Consider the following 16,539-nt stretch of genomic DNA (forward strand, 5'->3'; position numbering starts at 1 on the left):
AGTCATTCTCCTGTCGTGGTCGACCGTCGTATCACGAGACCGGCCCTGCCGGGCATCGTGCCCCGGCTCGCCAGCCAATTATTTCTTGCGGCCCAGCTGAGCGTTCATCATGTCGAACTGCTGGAACAGATAGTCACTGGTCTGGTTCATGGTGGCGATCATGCTGTCGAGCTGGCCGAACTGAATCCGATAGCGATCGATGGTTTTCTCGATGCTACGCTCCATGCGCTCGAAGCGGTCGGCCAAACTGCTGAGACGTGTCTCCAGGCCGCGCTTGGCATTGTCCAGCAGGCCTCGATCACCAAGCATCTGATCCAGGGATTCATTGAGCTTGCCGGCCATGCCCCCGGCCTTGTTCTGCCCGGCGAAGAAGGCCGACAGCGCCTCGGGCTGATTGGCGACAATATTGCTCAGACGATCCTCATCGAGCTTGAGCTTACCGTCACGCTGCAGTGAAATGCCGATATCCGACAGCATGCGAAGCTCGCCTTCGCCCACGCCGCCGGCCAGCACGCTGCGCATGCGGTTCTCAACGGTGCGCAGGGTATTGTCACCCAGCAGCTCGCCCGCATCCCCGGTATCGGCATTGAATTTCGTCAAGCCGCTGATCGTGCTGCGCATATCGTTGTAGGCCTTGACGAAGCCGCTGACTGCCTCGCGAATCGCCAGGGTATTGCGCTCGACAACAACGGTGACTGAGGAACCTTCAGCAGTCGTTTCGGAAAGGTCCAGCGTCACACCCTGGATGGCGCCCTTTACCTGGTTTGACTGGCTGGTGATGCGGATACCATTGACTTCCAGCACGGCATTCTGGGCTGCCACGACTTGAGACATGCTACCTGCTGCATCGGGTTCGGCGCCAAGGTCGAAGCTAAAGCCATTTTCGCCTCCCAGAGCAACCGACTGGATTGCCGCATTCTCACCGGTGGCATTGGCGGTCAATACCAGGCGATAGGGGCTGTCAGGGTCGCCGTCATTGACGATGGAGGCCGTCACTCCCGCTTTCTTGGCATTGATGGCATCACGAAGATCGGAGAGCGAACTGTTCGGTGCAAGATCAATAGAGACTGCTTTCGCCTTGTCACCCGTTCCGACGGTCATCGTCAGTTCACCGCCAAACTTGGCGCCCTCGGCAAAACCACCCGTCGCAACGCTCTGGGCACGCGCCAGCTCCTTGACGGCAACATCAAAGCGGCCGGGCTGGGCTGCGGCGCTAGCTGCCGCCTTCACGCCACTTCCCGTCACATTGCTGCCCACGCTCTGGAAAAACTTCGAGTCGTTGAGCTTGGCCGCCGCGCTCTGGAAAGTCGCCAGGGCGCCCTGCAGCTTGCCATAGGCCGAGATTCTGGCCTGATGGCTTTTCTGCTGCAGCTTGATCGGCTCGAGCTTGCCCCGCTCAGCGGCATTGAGCTGATCCAGCAGGCCATTCAGGTCGAGCCCTGACCCGATACCCAGTGACGTGATTGTGGTCATGATGGTTCCTTTTTCATCCCGGCTATTCTGACAGGCCCGGCGCCAGGGGTTCTGGCGAAAAGCCCGCGACCTTGGGGTTATTTCCCTGTATCGGCTCAGCGGCGCATAACTTTAGTGTCGGGCCGCATCCCAATTTCCATCCCGCTGCCGGCACCATTTCCACACTGCAGATGGCGCCCGAGGGCCACGCCGGAATCAAGTGGAGACAGGTATCTCCTCGACGGGCTCACCCAGGCGGGCAACCACATTGCCGCGCAGCACCTCGCCCAGCGCCTCGCCCGGGGGCTCAATGGCTTCGGTCAGCTGCACCTGAAATGGCTTGCCCTGCTGGTCCAGTCGCTGTATCCAGGCCATGTCGCCATTGCCGAAGCGCACCAGCGAACCGATCGGGCGCAAGCCAAAATGCTGGATATAGCGCTTCACCCAGCGCGGATCGAACTGGCCGGGACTGCTCAGCAGATGCCGGTAGACGGCATCGATGCGCCAGGCCGGACGGTCGGGCCGGTCGCGACGCATGGCATCGACCACATCCACCACCGCGCTCATGCGGGATAGCTCCTGCAGATGGTCGCCATCATGCCCGGCCGGATAGCCACTGCCATCCAGGCGCTCGTTGATTCCTCCCACCACCGCCTTGACCACGCCCGCCGAAAGCCACTGGCATCCGTCCATGGCTTTGCCAAGCAGCGCAACATGCATCTTCAACTGAGCGTAACCGCCCTCGTCCAGCGAGGTGGCCGAGAGCAGGTGTCCGGGAATCATCCCCTTGCCCAGGTCATGCACCATGGCACTGGCTGCCAACGCCTTGCGCACATCCCGCTGTATTTTGGTGCCATCGGCAAGGGCCAGGATATGAGCGGCCACCGAAAGCCCATGCCTCACCAGCAGTGGCTCCCGAGACAGGCAGCGGGTGGCGAAGAGCAGCGACTCCATATCCTCATCGGCCAGCATCAGCAGCATATCGGCATGCCGGGAGAGCTGAACCGCATCGATACGCCCTCCCTGCTGCAATTCCAGCAGCTGGCCGTCCAGGTATCCGGCAACCCTTGCCAGCCGGCGCGCCATGGGCGTGGGGTAGCTCAACAGGTTGCGCCGCCCCACCGGTGCCGAGGCAGCCGCCTGGCTCTGGAAGAGCATGGAGGGCAGGCGACCGACATCCGCCTCTTCCGCATGACGAGACGATTCCCGCTCGATCTCGCGAACGAAGAACCACAGCTTGCGTTCCTGGTCGGCCTTGCAATCCTCGAACCTGAAACCAACGCGTATGGTTTGACGATCACTGTCGGCCACGGTATGGCAGGCCCTCGCCTTGATCGCAAAGCGTGTGCCATTGGGAAAACAGAGTTCGATCTCGATCATCGGCGTCGCCGACAGCAGCGAAGCGGCCGAGGCTGGCAGCTCCAGCTGACACCCCTGCTGCGAGAGATCCTTGAGGTCGCCCTGGACGGTCGCTTCGCCTTCTCCATCGCCACGCAGGATGGCACCCACCTCCATGCCCAGCCGCAGCCGGGCCCGGAATGCCTCTCGACGCTGCATCTCTTCAAGATAGAGGGGGTATTCGCAGTGGCAGACCACCCTGCCGGCCACGGTTTCAGAATCCACCACCTTGAGCAACGGGGTGCGCACGATCTTGCCGTGAGCCTGGCCCAGCAGGCGAAATCCCACCCCGCGCTTGAGTTCACCGCCGATTTCGCGCACCGCGGTGATATCCACGATCAGCGACTCCGCGGGCACCTGCTCCATGAGCACCACCGGAAGCGGTGTGCTTTCGGGCTTGTCAAGCAGCAGCGATGCTCCACCCGGCTGAATCATCGACTCCAGCAGCAATTCGATTTCTGCCGGACTGCCGACTCGAACAAAGTCATCTAGCGCCTTCGCCATCCTTGCCTCTTCTTCTGTACAGGCCAACCCTTCCTAGCCGGGCCAGCCCAAGACTGTATCAATGTGTCAATCCAACGGCCCGACCACGCTCAGGCCAGAGTGACACGGACAGCGTCCGCTTAATGACGTCCGCATATTGCTTGCCCGTTGCGTCTTCCACTCGATCAGTGGGACGCAGCCTGTGGGTCAGAGGCATCGGGAGCCATCTGATGGTGCTCGATCATGTAACGCTTGAGCCCATCCAGGGGCATGGGACGGGCAAAATAGAAACCCTGGAAGACATCGCAGCCGTGTTCGGCGAGGAAGTCACGCTGGGCCTCCTCCTCGATCCCTTCAGCCACCACCATGAGCCCCAGGTGATGCGCCATGGAGATGATCCCCTGGACGATGGCGCTGTCATGGGGGTTGGTGGTGACATCGCGAATGAAGCTGCGATCGATCTTGATCTTGCCGATCGGCAACTGCTTCAGGTAACTCAGGCTGGAGTAGCCGGTACCGAAGTCGTCGACGGAAACTTCGATTCCCATATCCCGCAGCTTGTGCAACGTGGCGATGGCCGCAGCGGTGTCGTTCATCAGGATGCCTTCCGTCAGCTCCAGCTCGAGATAGCCGGGCGCGAGACCGGTCTCCAGTAGCGCCTGCTGCAGGTTGGTCATGAAGTTGGGGCGATGGAACTGCAGCGGCGAAAGATTGACCGAAACCCGGTGGTGTCCGTAGCCCTGGGCTGCCAGCAAGCACATGTCGAGACAGGCGCGTCTCAGCACCCACTCGCTGATCGGGCCGATCTGACCGGTGTCCTCGGCCAGCGGGATAAAGAGCCCCGGAGAGAGATAGCCCCTGACCGGATGCTTCCAGCGTACCAGCGCCTCGAAGCCAACCACGCTACCATCGGCGGCATTCAGCAGCGGCTGGTAGTGCAGCTCGAAGTTCTCTGCCTCGATGGCTTCCTGCAAGTCATTGCGCAGGGCCATGCGAGAACTCACCTCGTCATTGAGATCGCTGGTAAAGCACTCCCAGGCATTGCGCCCCTTCTGCTTGGCCCGGTACATCGCCATGTCGGCCTGCTGGATCAGTTCCACCGGATTCTTAAGCCCCTCGTACAGGAAGGCGACACCCACACTGGCACCGATATAGAGCTCGTTTTCGGCGATACGAAACGGCCGGGCGACGCAGGCCAGCAGGCGCTCAGTGAGCCTCAAGGCCGCCTCTTCCCGGCTCAATTCCGGCAGCAGGATCACGTACTCATCACTGCCGAACCGTGCCAGCGTATCGCCGGGGTCCAGCTCATCGGCCAGGCGCTGGGCGACCTCGATCAGCACCTGGTCCCCCACTTCATGCCCCAGGCTGTCGTTGATCGGCTTGAAATCATCCAAATCGAGGAACAGCACCGCCAGGTGCCTGCCGTGTCTTCTTGCCAGCTGCACATCGTGCAGCAGGTGGTCCTCGAACAGCGACCGGTTGGCCAGGCCAGTCAATGCATCATGGCTGGCATGGAAAGAGAGCTTCGCCTCGTAGGCCTTGCGCTCGGAAATGTCGTGCTGCACGCCGACAAAGTGTGTCACCACCCCTGCCGTATCGCGTACCGGCGCCAGGTAGAGGTTGTTCCAGAAAGGCGAGCCATCCTTGCGGTAATTGCACAGGGTGACGTTTACCTCCTCGAAATCGGCCAGGGCACGACGAATCTGATCCAACGAGTCGGGGTCGGTCTCACGCCCCTGCAGGATACGACAGTTGCGCCCCAGCACCTCCTCGCGGGTATAACCGGTCATGCGCTCGAAGGCCCCATTGGCATAGATGATGGGCATGCCCTTCGCCTGGGCGTCGGCGATAACCACGCCGTTGATGCTCGCCTCTACGCTGCGCTGCAAGATGCGTAGTTCGGTTTCATGCCGATAGCGCTCGGTCATATCCTTGGCGATGCCATAGAAGCCGATGACCCGCTCGTTGACGACGATGGGGAGGTTGGTCAAGTCGAGGTAGACCGAACTCCCATCCTGCCGCTTGAGAGCCAGCGTATAGCGGAATGCCTCGCCCTTGCCGGCGTCCTGATAGAGCTGAGCAATGCGCGCCTGTTCACTTGGCTCGATCAAGTCGGAGAAGTGCGAGCCGATCAAGCGCTCCAGGGTATAGCCGGTAATCTTGCAGCAGGCATCGTTTGCGGTCAGGAAATAGCCCTGCAGATCGAGCGAGAAGACCGCATCCGGATGATAGGTGAACAGCGAGCGGTAGCGCTGCTCGCTCTCGCGCAGGGCACGGCGGTTCTGCTCCCGCTCCACTGCCAGGGAGACCAGCTCTGCCGACTCGATGATGCGTCGACGATCGGCTCGGGTCGGTTCTCCCGGTTCCTTGAAGTAGGTGCCAAAGGCGCCCAACAGGCGCCCATCGCTGGCAATCACCGGGTAGGACCAGCAGGCGCGAAGCCCATGCTCGGCGGCCAGGTCATGATAGCCGGCCCAGTAGGGATCGAGGGCAATGTCGGCGCAGACCACAAAGTCGCGAATATGAGCCGCTCGGCCACAGGTACCCACCCCCGGACCCACGCCGACCCCTCGCACCGCTTCACAGTAGCTCTCGGGCAGACTGACCGAATAAATACTCTCCAGCGTGTTGTGGTCGTCACCGCAGAGCATGATCGAGCACTGGGAGCCGGGAGCCTGCGCCTCCACCATTCGGCAGATCGCCCTGAGCGTATCGGACAACGGCTGATCACGGGCGATCAGGGTTTGTACACGCTGCTGGGCGCGCAGGTGTCGCTGGGTTCTCGCCAGGGAGACCGAGCGTCGTCGGCTCAAGCTTGCCATACCCAGGCTGAAGGCCAGCAGGTAGCTGAGAATCAACCCGCCGATCGCCACGTTCAGCGGCATCATGCCGCCGAAGGCCAACGGCCCCACGGCGGCGTCATATACCCGCGCTTCCAGGGTGGCCCCGCCCGGCAGAACGATCAGCCCCCGATGGAGCCTCAAGCCTAGCTCGCGCTCGGCAGCATGATTGGCAGCCAACTGCCTGTCCTGCCGGTACAGCGAGAGCATCAAGGGCGTCACGATGGCGTTAAGCTCCTCCCCCAGCAGGCGCTCGAGGTCAAGCACGCTGACCATCTGACCATAGCCCGCACCGGGTAGCGGCAGCGAAACCACTGCCAGCTCGGGGCTCAGGGGGTCAGGTATCACCCAGCGCGGGTAGCTGCCGCCCACCGCCAACCAATCCAGCAGCCAAGCGTCGTCCTGTCGCACCCAGCCATGAAACAACAGCTCATGGCTCCGATCACGCCCCCACCGGAACCGCTCACTCTCATCCTGCCAATAGAGCGACACCAGGCTAGGCATATCACGAAAGTAACTGTCGAATTCCGTCTCGCGGAAAGGGAGAGGCGGGCGTCCGCCAAAATGGGCCCAGCGCTCAGACATGCGCTGAAGCGTCACTTGCTGCGTATCGATTGCTCGTTCCGCCGTGATCTTGAAGTTGGCCAACAGCTCCGTTGCATGGCGCTGCTTGGCGTCATACTGCTGCCAGGTCAGGGCATACCAGGCGAGACCGCTCGCCATCACCCCCCCCGCCAACGCCAGTACCATGACGCGACTGAGTACCGGCGGCGCCGAGGCGCGACGACCGACAAGGACCATGGCCACCCCGGTGAGCAGGGCCGGCAAGGCGGTAAAAGGCGTGGTAAATGCCGTACCCCAGGGGCCGGGCATGATAACGCCTGGCCTTAGAACCTCGGCCAGGCTGATGCCTCCGATGGAGACCACAACCAGCCCTGCCAACACCCAGCCCAGGCGTGCCCGCCGGGTTGCCTTGCCCGCCAGCAGGCACGCCGAGACCGCCAACAGGGTAATGCTGGTGGATAGTGCCATCGGCACCGGCCAGATTTCCAGCGAGCTCCAATGCCCGCCCGGCAGCAGGGCTAGCATGGGCGCATACAACCCGAAAGGCAGCAGCAAGGCACCGCAAAGCCGAGCCCAGCGGGGGCGATTCAACATGGTTGCGAGCAATCCGCCGCCGACAAGCAACATCAAGGGCATGCTTGCCTTGGAAGGGTTCCAGTCAAGCGGCAGCTGCCAGGTCGCCAGGCCGTTGAACACCCCCATGACCATGAGCAATATCGGCACCAGAATCAGCCAGGTATGAAGTGCCACCTGCTGAGAGTTATTGGGCATATCGCCCCCTGCTCGTGAATGAGTCCTGATAGTCGGCTTATCGGCCGTTTGGCAAAACTCTTGAGGCTCTCGTGGAAATAGAGAGCAGCAGGGAAGAAATAGAGAAGGAACAGCAAGGGGGCAGGCGCCAATCGACAGAGCCAGGCGAACACTGCGTCAGGGGGAACCCGTCAGCCCGGAGAGAGCGGCGCGGCGGCAATGACTCGATTGCGCCCGGCATGCTTGGCGCGGTAAAGCGCCTCGTCAGCCCGCTTGAGTGCCTCCTGGGCGGGTTCATCCTGCATCAGCTGAGTGACACCGATACTGGTCGTAATCGAAATGCGCTGTCGCTCGCGGTCGCGGAATTCGAAGGTCTCCACGGCAAACCGGATACGGTCGGCTACCTCCATGGCCCTGGCCTGGCCACTGCCGAGCAGCAGCACCACGAACTCCTCGCCGCCATAGCGTGCCGTACAGTCATGCTTGCGCGTCTGCCCGATCAACAGCTCGGCGAATTGACATAGCACGCCATCGCCCACGGAGTGGCCATAGGTATCGTTGATCTGTTTGAAATGATCGATATCGAGCATAAGCAGCGAACAGGGCACGCTACCGGCGCTGTCCAGCCCCTCGGTGTCGCGCTGCCAGGCCTGGATCTTGGCCAGGTGTTCCTCCAGCGCGCCGCGATTGAATAGCCCCGTCAGCGGGTCATGTGTGGCCTGACGATAGAGACGCAGCAACAGGCTCAGCTGGAAATGGTTGGCCGCCATGGAAACCACCAACAGGCTCGACAGCAGCCAGAACGCTTCGGCACCGCGCCCGGTAAGCCAACTGCCGTCGACCATCTGCGAAAACACCTGCAGGGCCAGCATGGCGATGCCTGCGAACAGCGACTCCAGTATCGTGAAGGGAAAAACACTGAGCGATGCCACCAGCAGGAAGGGGATGAATCCGTACCCCACCAGGTTATGCAGTTCATGTGGCGGCAGCATGACGAGGATGAGGGTATAGAACGCCGCGGGCAGTGCCAGCAACATGCCTGCACAAAGGCGGATGCGACGAATCCGCTCCTGACTGTAGAGCGCAAGCAGCAGCACGGCCACGAGGCCCAATATGAGCACAACCCGCCCGACAAGGGTGTACTTCAGCAGCTCGGTGGGCAGCACCAGAGCATCCACCACGATCCACAGCGGGGAGAGTATGGCGAAGATGATACCCAATGCCAGCACGCGGCTGCGCAGGTAGCGGGCGTGCGCGAAGGAGAAATCACGGGAGTGGTGGTGGCGACTGAAGGTATCGCGCAACGAGCTGAAGCCGACGAATAGCTCATGGCCCGCCTCGGGCGGTTCGGCCAGCCTGTCAAGCAGGCGTGTGCGGCGCTCCGAGTCTCGCTTAAGCTTCAGTTTACCGACGAGCATCGAATGACCTCTGTTTGGCAGGCGCTTCTCCAGCAGCCCATTCAGCACAAAGTGTGCCCAAGTGTGCAAATGGTAACAGCGTAGCCTGCGGTAAATGTTACGTATTGTTGACCTGCATCAAGCCATATGAGCTGGCTAGAGTTTCTGTATCGAAACAAACCGCCCCGCTTCGGAAAAGGTCAACCGGAAACGGCCATGCACCCCGTCACGGGTCACCACGCGGCGCAGCGCCTCGGCGGGAAAGATCACCTTCCTGCCATCCAGGCTGCGGGTATGCACCTGCCCTACCCGGCCCTCGTAATGGGCCAGACAGGCATCATGGGAAAGCTCGATCACCACGTCGATGGTAGGCATGGTTCGTCATTCATACTCGCAATCGGCCACTGGCCATTGTTGCCGTCAACGCAAAAGTCGCCAATACTCTACTCTATTCGGCCCGCCCTACGGACATTCACCATGCATGCATCCACTGTCATCGGCCCCGTGCCCTTCTCTTCCAGCAGTTGGCAGCCCGGCGCCGGCCTTGTCGGCAACGCCGAAGCCGCACGGCGGGTGGGTGAACCAGGCAAAGCCGAGGCAACCGGCAGGGCCGCCGAGGATGCGGCCCAGGGCAAGGTCGCCGAGGGCGAGGCCGCACAAAAGCCCAATGGTGAAACGCTGAGCCAGGAAGAGTTGCGTCACCTCGAACACCTCAAGACCACCGACCGCGAAGTGCGCCAGCATGAGCTGGCCCACCAGATCGCCGGCGGACAGTACACCGGTGCGGTGAGCTACCAGTTCGAACGCGGCCCGGACGGCCAGCGCTATGCCGTGGCCGGCGAAGTCCCCATCGACTACGGCCCGGTGCCCGGCGACCCCCGCGCCACCATCGGCAAGATGCAGCAGGTGATCAGCGCCGCCCTCGCCCCGGCCGACCCCTCACCCAAGGACCATCAGGTCGCCGCCCAGGCCCGCCAGTACCTGCTCACCGCCCAGCTGGAAATGGCCCAGCAGGCCAGCGCAAGACATAGCGCCGAGCGCCCCGAACCCAATACCACGGAAACCTCGGCCAGTGTACAAGCCAGCAGCGCGGCAGCGGCACGCTCGAATCCAGCAAGAGCTCCCTCTCCAACTACGACATCATCGCCCGTGCCGCCTTTGCCAGCGGCGGTACGGGCAAGTTGAGCGGGAAGGCGTAGCTTATTTTTCCTCGGCTTCCATGGCGGCCGATACGGTCGATGCTTCCAGTAAGGTATCACGGCCCAGATCAAGGCGGTCGAGCACGGCACCCAGGTTGGCTTTCCACTCATTGTGCCCGCCTATCAAGTTGCTGAAATCACTATTGACGACGCCTTCCACGCCATGAGGCACCGGGACAAGACCCGCCGGCGTGGAAAGGCCGGCATTGGCCATACGATAGAGCCACTTGAGCACTCCATCTTGCTCCGAGTAGCAATTGTATATTCCCTCCGAGGTGGCACTAGCCGCGGTCGTCCAGTCCACCTCACTATCATTGCCCACTGCCCCACCCATCAGCACAGCATTCCTGACGTACTTTTCTCCTCCCTTGCTGGCCAGATGTTAATGGCCAAGTAAAGTGACCCAGTACCGGCCAACGCTTTTGACCCACCCCCGAGGTGGCAGCGCTGCCACCATCCACCTACCGTGTCGGCTCAGCCAAGGGTCGGGACGGAGATGTGAAGGACTGGGGAATGATTCACAAGATCAAAGCGTTACACGATGACGGACAGGGCCTGTCGATCCGCGCCATCGGCCAGGAGCTAGGCATCTCTCGCAACACCGTCCGCAAGTACCTGCGCCAGGACGTGGCCACCATCGAGACGGCGCAGTCGAACCGGGAGCGCGAGAAGAAGCTCGACGCCCACCGCGACTACATCGTCTACCTGCTGCGCACCTTTCCCAAGCTGAGCAGCGTCAAGGTCGCCCGCAAGCTGCGCGAGAAGGTCGGCGAGTTGGCGGTCTCCGAGCGCACCCTGCGTCGCTACGTGCAGCAGGTGAAGAGCACGGTGGCCAGCCGGCAGCGGCGCTACTACGAGCCGGTGCTCGACATGGTGCCAGGGGTGCAGTGCCAGGTGGATCCGGGCGAGCTGCGCGAGGTGATGATCGACGGCGAGCCGCGCCCTCTGTACTTCGTGGTGTTCGTGCTCTCCTACTCGCGCCTGTCCTATGTCGGCGTCAGCCTGTCGCCGCTCGATACCGCCACCTTCATCCGCCTGCACGACGAGGCGTTCCGCTACTTCGGCGGCCTGCCCGAGGAGTGCGTCTACGACCAGACCAAGATGGTGGTGATCAGCGAGCAGTTCCGCGAGCTGGAGGTGAACCAGCGCTTCCATGAGTACGCCACCACCGCCGGCTTCCGGATCCGCGCCTGCTGCGGCTACGACCCGGAGAGCAAGGGCAAGGTCGAGGCCGGAGTGAAGTACGCCAAGCAGGATGCCTTCTATGGCGAGGTGTTCCGAGACGAGGCCGACCTGCGCGCTTACCTGCGGCAGTGGCTCGACGACGTCGCCAACGTGCGGACACACGGCACCACCGGTCAGCAGCCGAGGGCTCTGTGCGACGCCGAGGAGCGGCGCCATCTGCGCCCCTACCTGACCCCGGCCTGCGTGGGCCGCGAGGACGACGGCCTGGCCCCGCGCCGGGTCGACAAGACCGGGTTGATCGCCTGGAAGGCCAACAAGTACTCGGTGCCGATGGCCTACCAGCAGGGCCGTGTCGGAGTTCAAGAAGCGGGCGACCGGCTGACGGTTCACGACCTGGAGAGCGGCGACGAGATCGCCGCTCATACCCTGCATCTGGGCAAGGGCCGCACGCTACGCAACAGCGACCATTACCGTGATCACCGCCAGCAGGAGGCCGACCTGGAGCAAGCCATTGCTCAGTGCCTCGGTGAAACGCTGGGACAGCAACTCTGCGCCCGACTGCGCGATAGCATGCCGCATCACTACAAGGACCAGCTACGCGGCGCCAGGAAGGTGCTGGAAGGCGAGCCCGATCTGGACCTGGCGCTGGTCAGCGACTGGGTTACCCGGGAGCGCCTCACGGCTAGGCGGCTCAAGGAGCGGTTGGCGGCGGCCCGGCTGGCCAAGGCGCGGGGCCGGGATCACGACGCTGACGTGCCTGCCAGCCCGGGTACAACGCCGGCGGAGCTGGCTCCCTACGCCCAACTTGGCCGCTCCGGTTGTCAGCAGGAGGTGACCCATGGGGCAGCTTGAGTTGACCGCCGGGCGCTACCGTAGCCTGCGCCTCGGCGCCATCGCCGGTAACCTCACCGACCTACTGGCTCAGGCCGAGGCCAACGAGGTCTCCTACTTGGCCTTCGCCGACATGTTGGTCGAGCACGAGCGCCAGACCCGCGAGGCGAAGCGCATCGACCTCTACCGGCGCCAGGCCGGGTTCCCCAGCGACAAGCGGCTGGAGGGGTTCGACTACCGGCATCAGACCACCATTACCAAGCGCCAGATCAACGCTCTGCTCGACTTCGCCTTCCTCGACAACCGCGAGAACCTGGTATTCATCGGTCCGCCGGGGGTGGGCAAGACCCATTTGAGCATCGGTATCGGCCAGAAGGCCATCGAGGCCGGCTACCGGGTGCTGTTCCGCAATGCCCTGGACCTGGTCGAGGAGCTGGAGCTGGCCGAGATGAAGGGCGAGCTGAAGAAGACGCTGCACAAGCTCGCCAAGGTCGACGCCCTGGTGATCGATGAGCTCGGCTACCTGCCGATGAGCCGGCAGGCGCGCTACGCGTTGTTCCAGTTGATCAACCGGTTCTACGAGCACCGCTCGCTGATCATCACCACCAACAAGGACTTCACCAGTTGGGGGGAGTTCTTCCACGACGACAACGTGGCGGTGCCGATCGTCGACCGGATCATCCACCACTCGCACCTCTATCTGCTCGGCGGGGAGAGCTACCGGCTGAAGCAGAAAACGCTCAGCTGACGATCACGGGTGGGTCAAAACTAATGACCGCTGGTGGGTCACTTCTGATGGCCATTGACACCAGAGCCAGCAGTGCAAAGAAAACCACTCTCGCACCCAGCGAATGCCCCATCAGAGTGAAAGTCTTGCCTTCGGTACGACTGATCGCTTCGGCCAAAAGCAATCCCGCCTTTTCTGCATTCAACATGGCGGAATGCCAAGGATTAGAAGCAAGCCCTACTGCTGTCATTGCCATGCCCCCGTGAGATACTCCTTTAGCCAACGCTTTCGATGCCAGACCGACTCCACTGGACAAGATACTGCTGGAGAAAACGCTTCGACTGGTGCCACTCAACATACCGCCCAGCTTACGCAACGTTTTGGCCTCCCAGTTAAGATACCAGAGCGGGGCATCCTTGTAGTGATCTGCCAGTCCATCACACCAGTCATGCGCCTCCAAGTCATCCTCGGACAAAAAGCCGTTAACCACGACAACTCTATGTCCGCAATCACTAGAAGTGGCTCGTTTTAGTGTAAAATGATAGTCGGGAATATCCTTGAGATAGGCGTTCGCCAGACCATAGCCTGTTTTTCCACCAAGCCCGGCCCCTGTTGCCGCGATGATCGCCAGACCGCCACTTCCCACCTTTGCCAGTGAGGCCGACGCAAGTGTTGCACCTTTGAGTGTCCCGATTGCCGTGCCAGTGGAGGCTGCCCCAAGCGCCCCTGTCGACCCAAGCCCGGCGGCGATACCCGGCGCCGCCAGATAGGCCCCCGTGCCCACCGCCACAATACCCCCAGCAACCACACCTACCTGTTTGGTAAGGCCATAGAGGTTTGTCTTGCGTGGCCGCATCAAATGCTTGAATTCTCCAAGTTCAAGTATGGTAGCTTTTGCTTTGGTAAAATCTGGCATCGTCCCATCATGCTCGGCGCAGAGTTCGTTATGCCAATTCTCTGTAAAGAGTTGAGAAACACGCTTGATGGAATCACCAAATAAGCTGCCGCCCTGCTCTTCGTCATCATTCTCTGTTTTCGCGCTATCGCCAAGCGCTGCCCGAGCCATGTTCTCGCAGTGCCGGCACTTGACCGTCAGAAATTCACAGGCTGAACACTTGAAGGTGGAACGACCAATACTACTTTCCTCAAACAGAGTATGACGACTAAACTCCCCACACCACGAACACCAGGACTCAAGGCTATGAACGTGTGTTTCAGACATGATAAACCCCTTGCTATTCGATACCCTGCTTAAGTCGACGCTAAACGCCAGCCTCCCCGCCGGCATCCGGCCAATCCGTTTGACGAAGGCACTAGCAGCACAGTCACCAAGCATCGGAGAAGGCTGGCAGCCTAATTATCCTTATCGACCAGCAAATGTGGGGCTTTAGCATTTTCTGAATTGATGGGTGAACATGCCCGCTGCTGCACAGACTGCAGCCGGGTTGGTCGGTCTGTAACAATACGTCCAGGCTCACCGGGTGGTCGCCCCAGCGGCGTTACCGGAAAACTGAGTGGGAAGGCGCAAGCACTTGCCACTCAGCTTTTTCACGCGAGGCTTTTCCCCACCACACGAGCAGCTAGGCGATTGCCTCGTCAATTTTGAAACGCTGCACCAGCCTGGCAAGCTCGCGGGCCTGGTCGTTCAAGGAGTGGCTGGCAGCGGTACCTTCCTGAACCAGCACCGCGTTTTGCTGGGTCACCTCGTCGAGCTGGCTCACCGCCATGTTGATCTGCTCGATGCCCGACGACTGCTCGGTGGCTGCCGTGGCGATCTCGCTGATGAAACTCGAAACCCGCTTCACGCCCTCGGCAATGGTGGATAGCTGCTGGCTTGCGGAATTCACCAGGCGCTCGCCTTCGTCCACGCTGGCCACGCTGGAATCGACCAGCTCGCGGATCTTGTTGGCCTCGGCCGAGCAGCGGCCGGCAAGCTGACGCACCTCGGTGGCCACCACGGCGAAACCGCGGCCGTGCTCGCCGGCCCGGGCCGCCTCGACCGAGGCATTCAGCGCCAGCAGGTTGGTCTGGAAGGCGATGCCGTCGATGGCCTCAACGATGCTTTCCACGCGCCGGTTGGCCTGCTTGATGCTGCCCATGGACTCCGCTGCCTGCTGCCCTACCCCACTCGCCTCGCGGGTCTGGCCATCGAGATCGGTGGTCAACTCGCGGGCCTGGTTAGCCGATTCCGCCGTCTGCCGGACGGTGGCGGTCATCTCTTCGAGGCTGGATGCGGTCTCGACCAGTGAGGAGGACTGCTGCTCGGTGCGGCTGGCCAGGTCCTCGTTGCCCTGGGCGATCTCGCTGCTGGCTACGCTAACCGACTCGGCCGTCTGCCTGATATCACCCATCATCGCCTGCAAGTTCTGCTGCATTTCGTGCATGTGTGCCAGCAGACTGGTGGTATCACCGCGCTTTACCGGCACCCGCATGGTCAGATCGCCCTGCACCACCCTTCTCACCACTTCCGCGGCACGCTGCGGGTCGCCGCCCAGCGTCTTCACCACCGAACGCACCATGCCAAGGCTGACCAGCACGGCAATCGAGACAACAAGCGCCTTGATACCCACCAATATCCAGAACAGGCGCGTTACCCCTGCCAGCGCCTCCGCCTCGGGCACCTCCACCACAAGGCCCCAGTCGAGCATCGGGAGGTAGGTGTAGCTGCCGATTACCGGCGTTCCGGCGACATCCGCGTAGCGTCCCACGCCGGTTTCGCCGGTGCCGATGGCAACCGCCGCCTGGGTGGCAAGCTCGCGGCTCTCGCCCGCCAACGCCGCCACCGGAGTAACCGGCATGCCATCACCCCCCAGCAGGTAGGTGTCGGAGCTGCCGCCCAGGGACATATCAGCCATGCGCTGGAACAATACGTCGAGGCGTACCGCGGCACGCACCACCCCCACGACATCGCCGTTGTCGGCGAAGACCGGCGCCACCACGTTGCTCACCTGATTGCCCGTGGCCCGCGATACCAGCGGCTGGGAGAAGACCGGCTGCCCCTGGATCGCCTCGCGGAACCAGGCTCGATCCGCCACATTGAAGGCACGGGCATCGTCGCTGGACAACACCGCCGCTCCACCGTCATAGCTCACGCCGGCGACGCCGATGCCATCCTGGCCAACGAAGAACAGCGTATCGTAGTAGCCGCTCTGCTCGGCCAGACGCGTCAGCAGGTGCTGAATCGGTTCGATCTCCACCTGGCGCACCGGATCGAGACCCGCCACGTAGCCGATCTCGTCCTGACGCGCATCCAGCCACTGGGTAAAGGAACCGGCCATCATCTCGCCCGTGCCCTGCAGCTGGTCGACCGTTGCCTGGGTAAAGGACTGGCGATACTGGGCATAGACCAGCCCCGCCACCAGCATCACCGAGATCAGCACCAGCGAGACGATCATCAGCGTCAAGCGGCTGCTGAAGCCCAGCCGTGGGCGGCGCTGCTGTGGTGAATGGGAGGTTTGCGCTGCCGACGGCCCAGCTTCGGCATCGTCGGGAAAACGGCCCAGCGTTATGGAATTCATCGTTGCTCTCCTGCCTCTCAGCCACCCTGGTGAACCAGGCCGCGATAAGGCCATCGTTATCGTTATCGTTATTGTCAACGCAAGCAGATGTTGCCTGCCTTCCCCCGTTATCGGCCTGGGCAGGTGAAGATTGAGAGCAAGGGAGTAAGAAATTTGACAAATGTCAAATTTCTTGATCAGGCATTTCGAATGGAA

The 16,539-nt window shown here is 61.9% G+C and carries 11 protein-coding genes; 3 read left to right on the forward strand and 8 right to left on the reverse strand.

Translation table 11 applies throughout. The features are described 5' to 3' along the window. Positions 1–78: 78 nt before the first annotated feature. The 5 genes from fliD to LOKO_RS13705 all read right to left on the reverse strand — a co-directional run bounded on the left by fliD (position 79) and on the right by LOKO_RS13705 (position 9,259). Complete coding sequence (gene fliD / locus LOKO_RS13685; protein ID WP_066450488.1) at positions 79–1,473, reverse strand: flagellar filament capping protein FliD; 1,395 nt, start codon at positions 1,471–1,473, stop codon at positions 79–81. Positions 1,474–1,668: 195 nt separating this feature from the next. Next, positions 1,669–3,354 carry an HD domain-containing phosphohydrolase gene (locus tag LOKO_RS13690; protein ID WP_066450491.1) on the reverse strand — a complete coding sequence of 562 codons (1,686 nt, stop codon included), beginning with the start codon at positions 3,352–3,354 and terminating at the stop codon, positions 1,669–1,671. 164 nt (positions 3,355–3,518) lie between these two features. Next, positions 3,519–7,508 carry a sensor domain-containing phosphodiesterase gene (locus LOKO_RS13695; RefSeq protein WP_066450496.1) on the reverse strand — a complete coding sequence of 1,330 codons (3,990 nt, stop codon included), beginning with the start codon at positions 7,506–7,508 and terminating at the stop codon, positions 3,519–3,521. Positions 7,509–7,678: 170 nt separating this feature from the next. After that, on the reverse strand, positions 7,679–8,905 hold the full coding sequence (locus LOKO_RS13700) for a GGDEF domain-containing protein (RefSeq protein ID WP_066450499.1): 1,227 nt from the start codon (positions 8,903–8,905) through the stop codon (positions 7,679–7,681). A 135-nt stretch (positions 8,906–9,040) separates the two neighbouring features. Continuing rightward, positions 9,041–9,259, reverse strand: a complete 219-nt coding sequence (locus LOKO_RS13705) for a DUF2835 domain-containing protein (RefSeq protein ID WP_066450502.1) — start codon at positions 9,257–9,259, stop codon at positions 9,041–9,043. A gap of 102 nt (positions 9,260–9,361) precedes the next feature. Between LOKO_RS13705 and LOKO_RS13710 the strand changes: the two genes are divergently transcribed. Beyond that, complete coding sequence (locus LOKO_RS13710) at positions 9,362–10,069, forward strand: putative metalloprotease CJM1_0395 family protein (protein ID WP_083517595.1); 708 nt, start codon at positions 9,362–9,364, stop codon at positions 10,067–10,069. Between the two features lie 15 nt (positions 10,070–10,084). On the opposite strand, the gene LOKO_RS13715 is transcribed toward LOKO_RS13710, so the two are convergent. Continuing rightward, the gene (locus LOKO_RS13715; RefSeq protein ID WP_417935403.1) at positions 10,085–10,462 is read right to left on the reverse strand and encodes a DUF726 domain-containing protein; all 378 of its coding nucleotides are present in this window, start codon (positions 10,460–10,462) and stop codon (positions 10,085–10,087) included. Between the two features lie 134 nt (positions 10,463–10,596). Here LOKO_RS13715 and istA point away from each other — a divergent pair, with 134 nt between their 5' ends. Beyond that, on the forward strand, positions 10,597–12,120 hold the full coding sequence (gene istA / locus LOKO_RS13720; protein ID WP_066450510.1) for an IS21 family transposase: 1,524 nt from the start codon (positions 10,597–10,599) through the stop codon (positions 12,118–12,120). Then, a complete protein-coding gene (gene istB / locus LOKO_RS13725) occupies positions 12,107–12,847 on the forward strand; it encodes an IS21-like element helper ATPase IstB (protein WP_066450514.1) in 741 nt (246 codons plus the stop codon). Before istA ends, istB begins: the two co-directional genes overlap by 14 nt. Here istB and LOKO_RS13730 read toward each other — a convergent pair. Continuing rightward, on the reverse strand, positions 12,840–14,048 hold the full coding sequence (locus LOKO_RS13730) for a DUF726 domain-containing protein (protein WP_083517736.1): 1,209 nt from the start codon (positions 14,046–14,048) through the stop codon (positions 12,840–12,842). The two genes, istB and LOKO_RS13730, sit on opposite strands and share 8 nt — an antisense overlap. Before the next feature lie 358 nt (positions 14,049–14,406). Beyond that, on the reverse strand, positions 14,407–16,344 hold the full coding sequence (locus LOKO_RS13735) for a methyl-accepting chemotaxis protein (protein ID WP_066450520.1): 1,938 nt from the start codon (positions 16,342–16,344) through the stop codon (positions 14,407–14,409). Between the last annotated feature and the right edge of the window lie 195 nt (positions 16,345–16,539).

It is taken from the genome of Halomonas chromatireducens (assembly GCF_001545155.1).
Lineage (GTDB): Bacteria > Pseudomonadota > Gammaproteobacteria > Pseudomonadales > Halomonadaceae > Halomonas > Halomonas chromatireducens.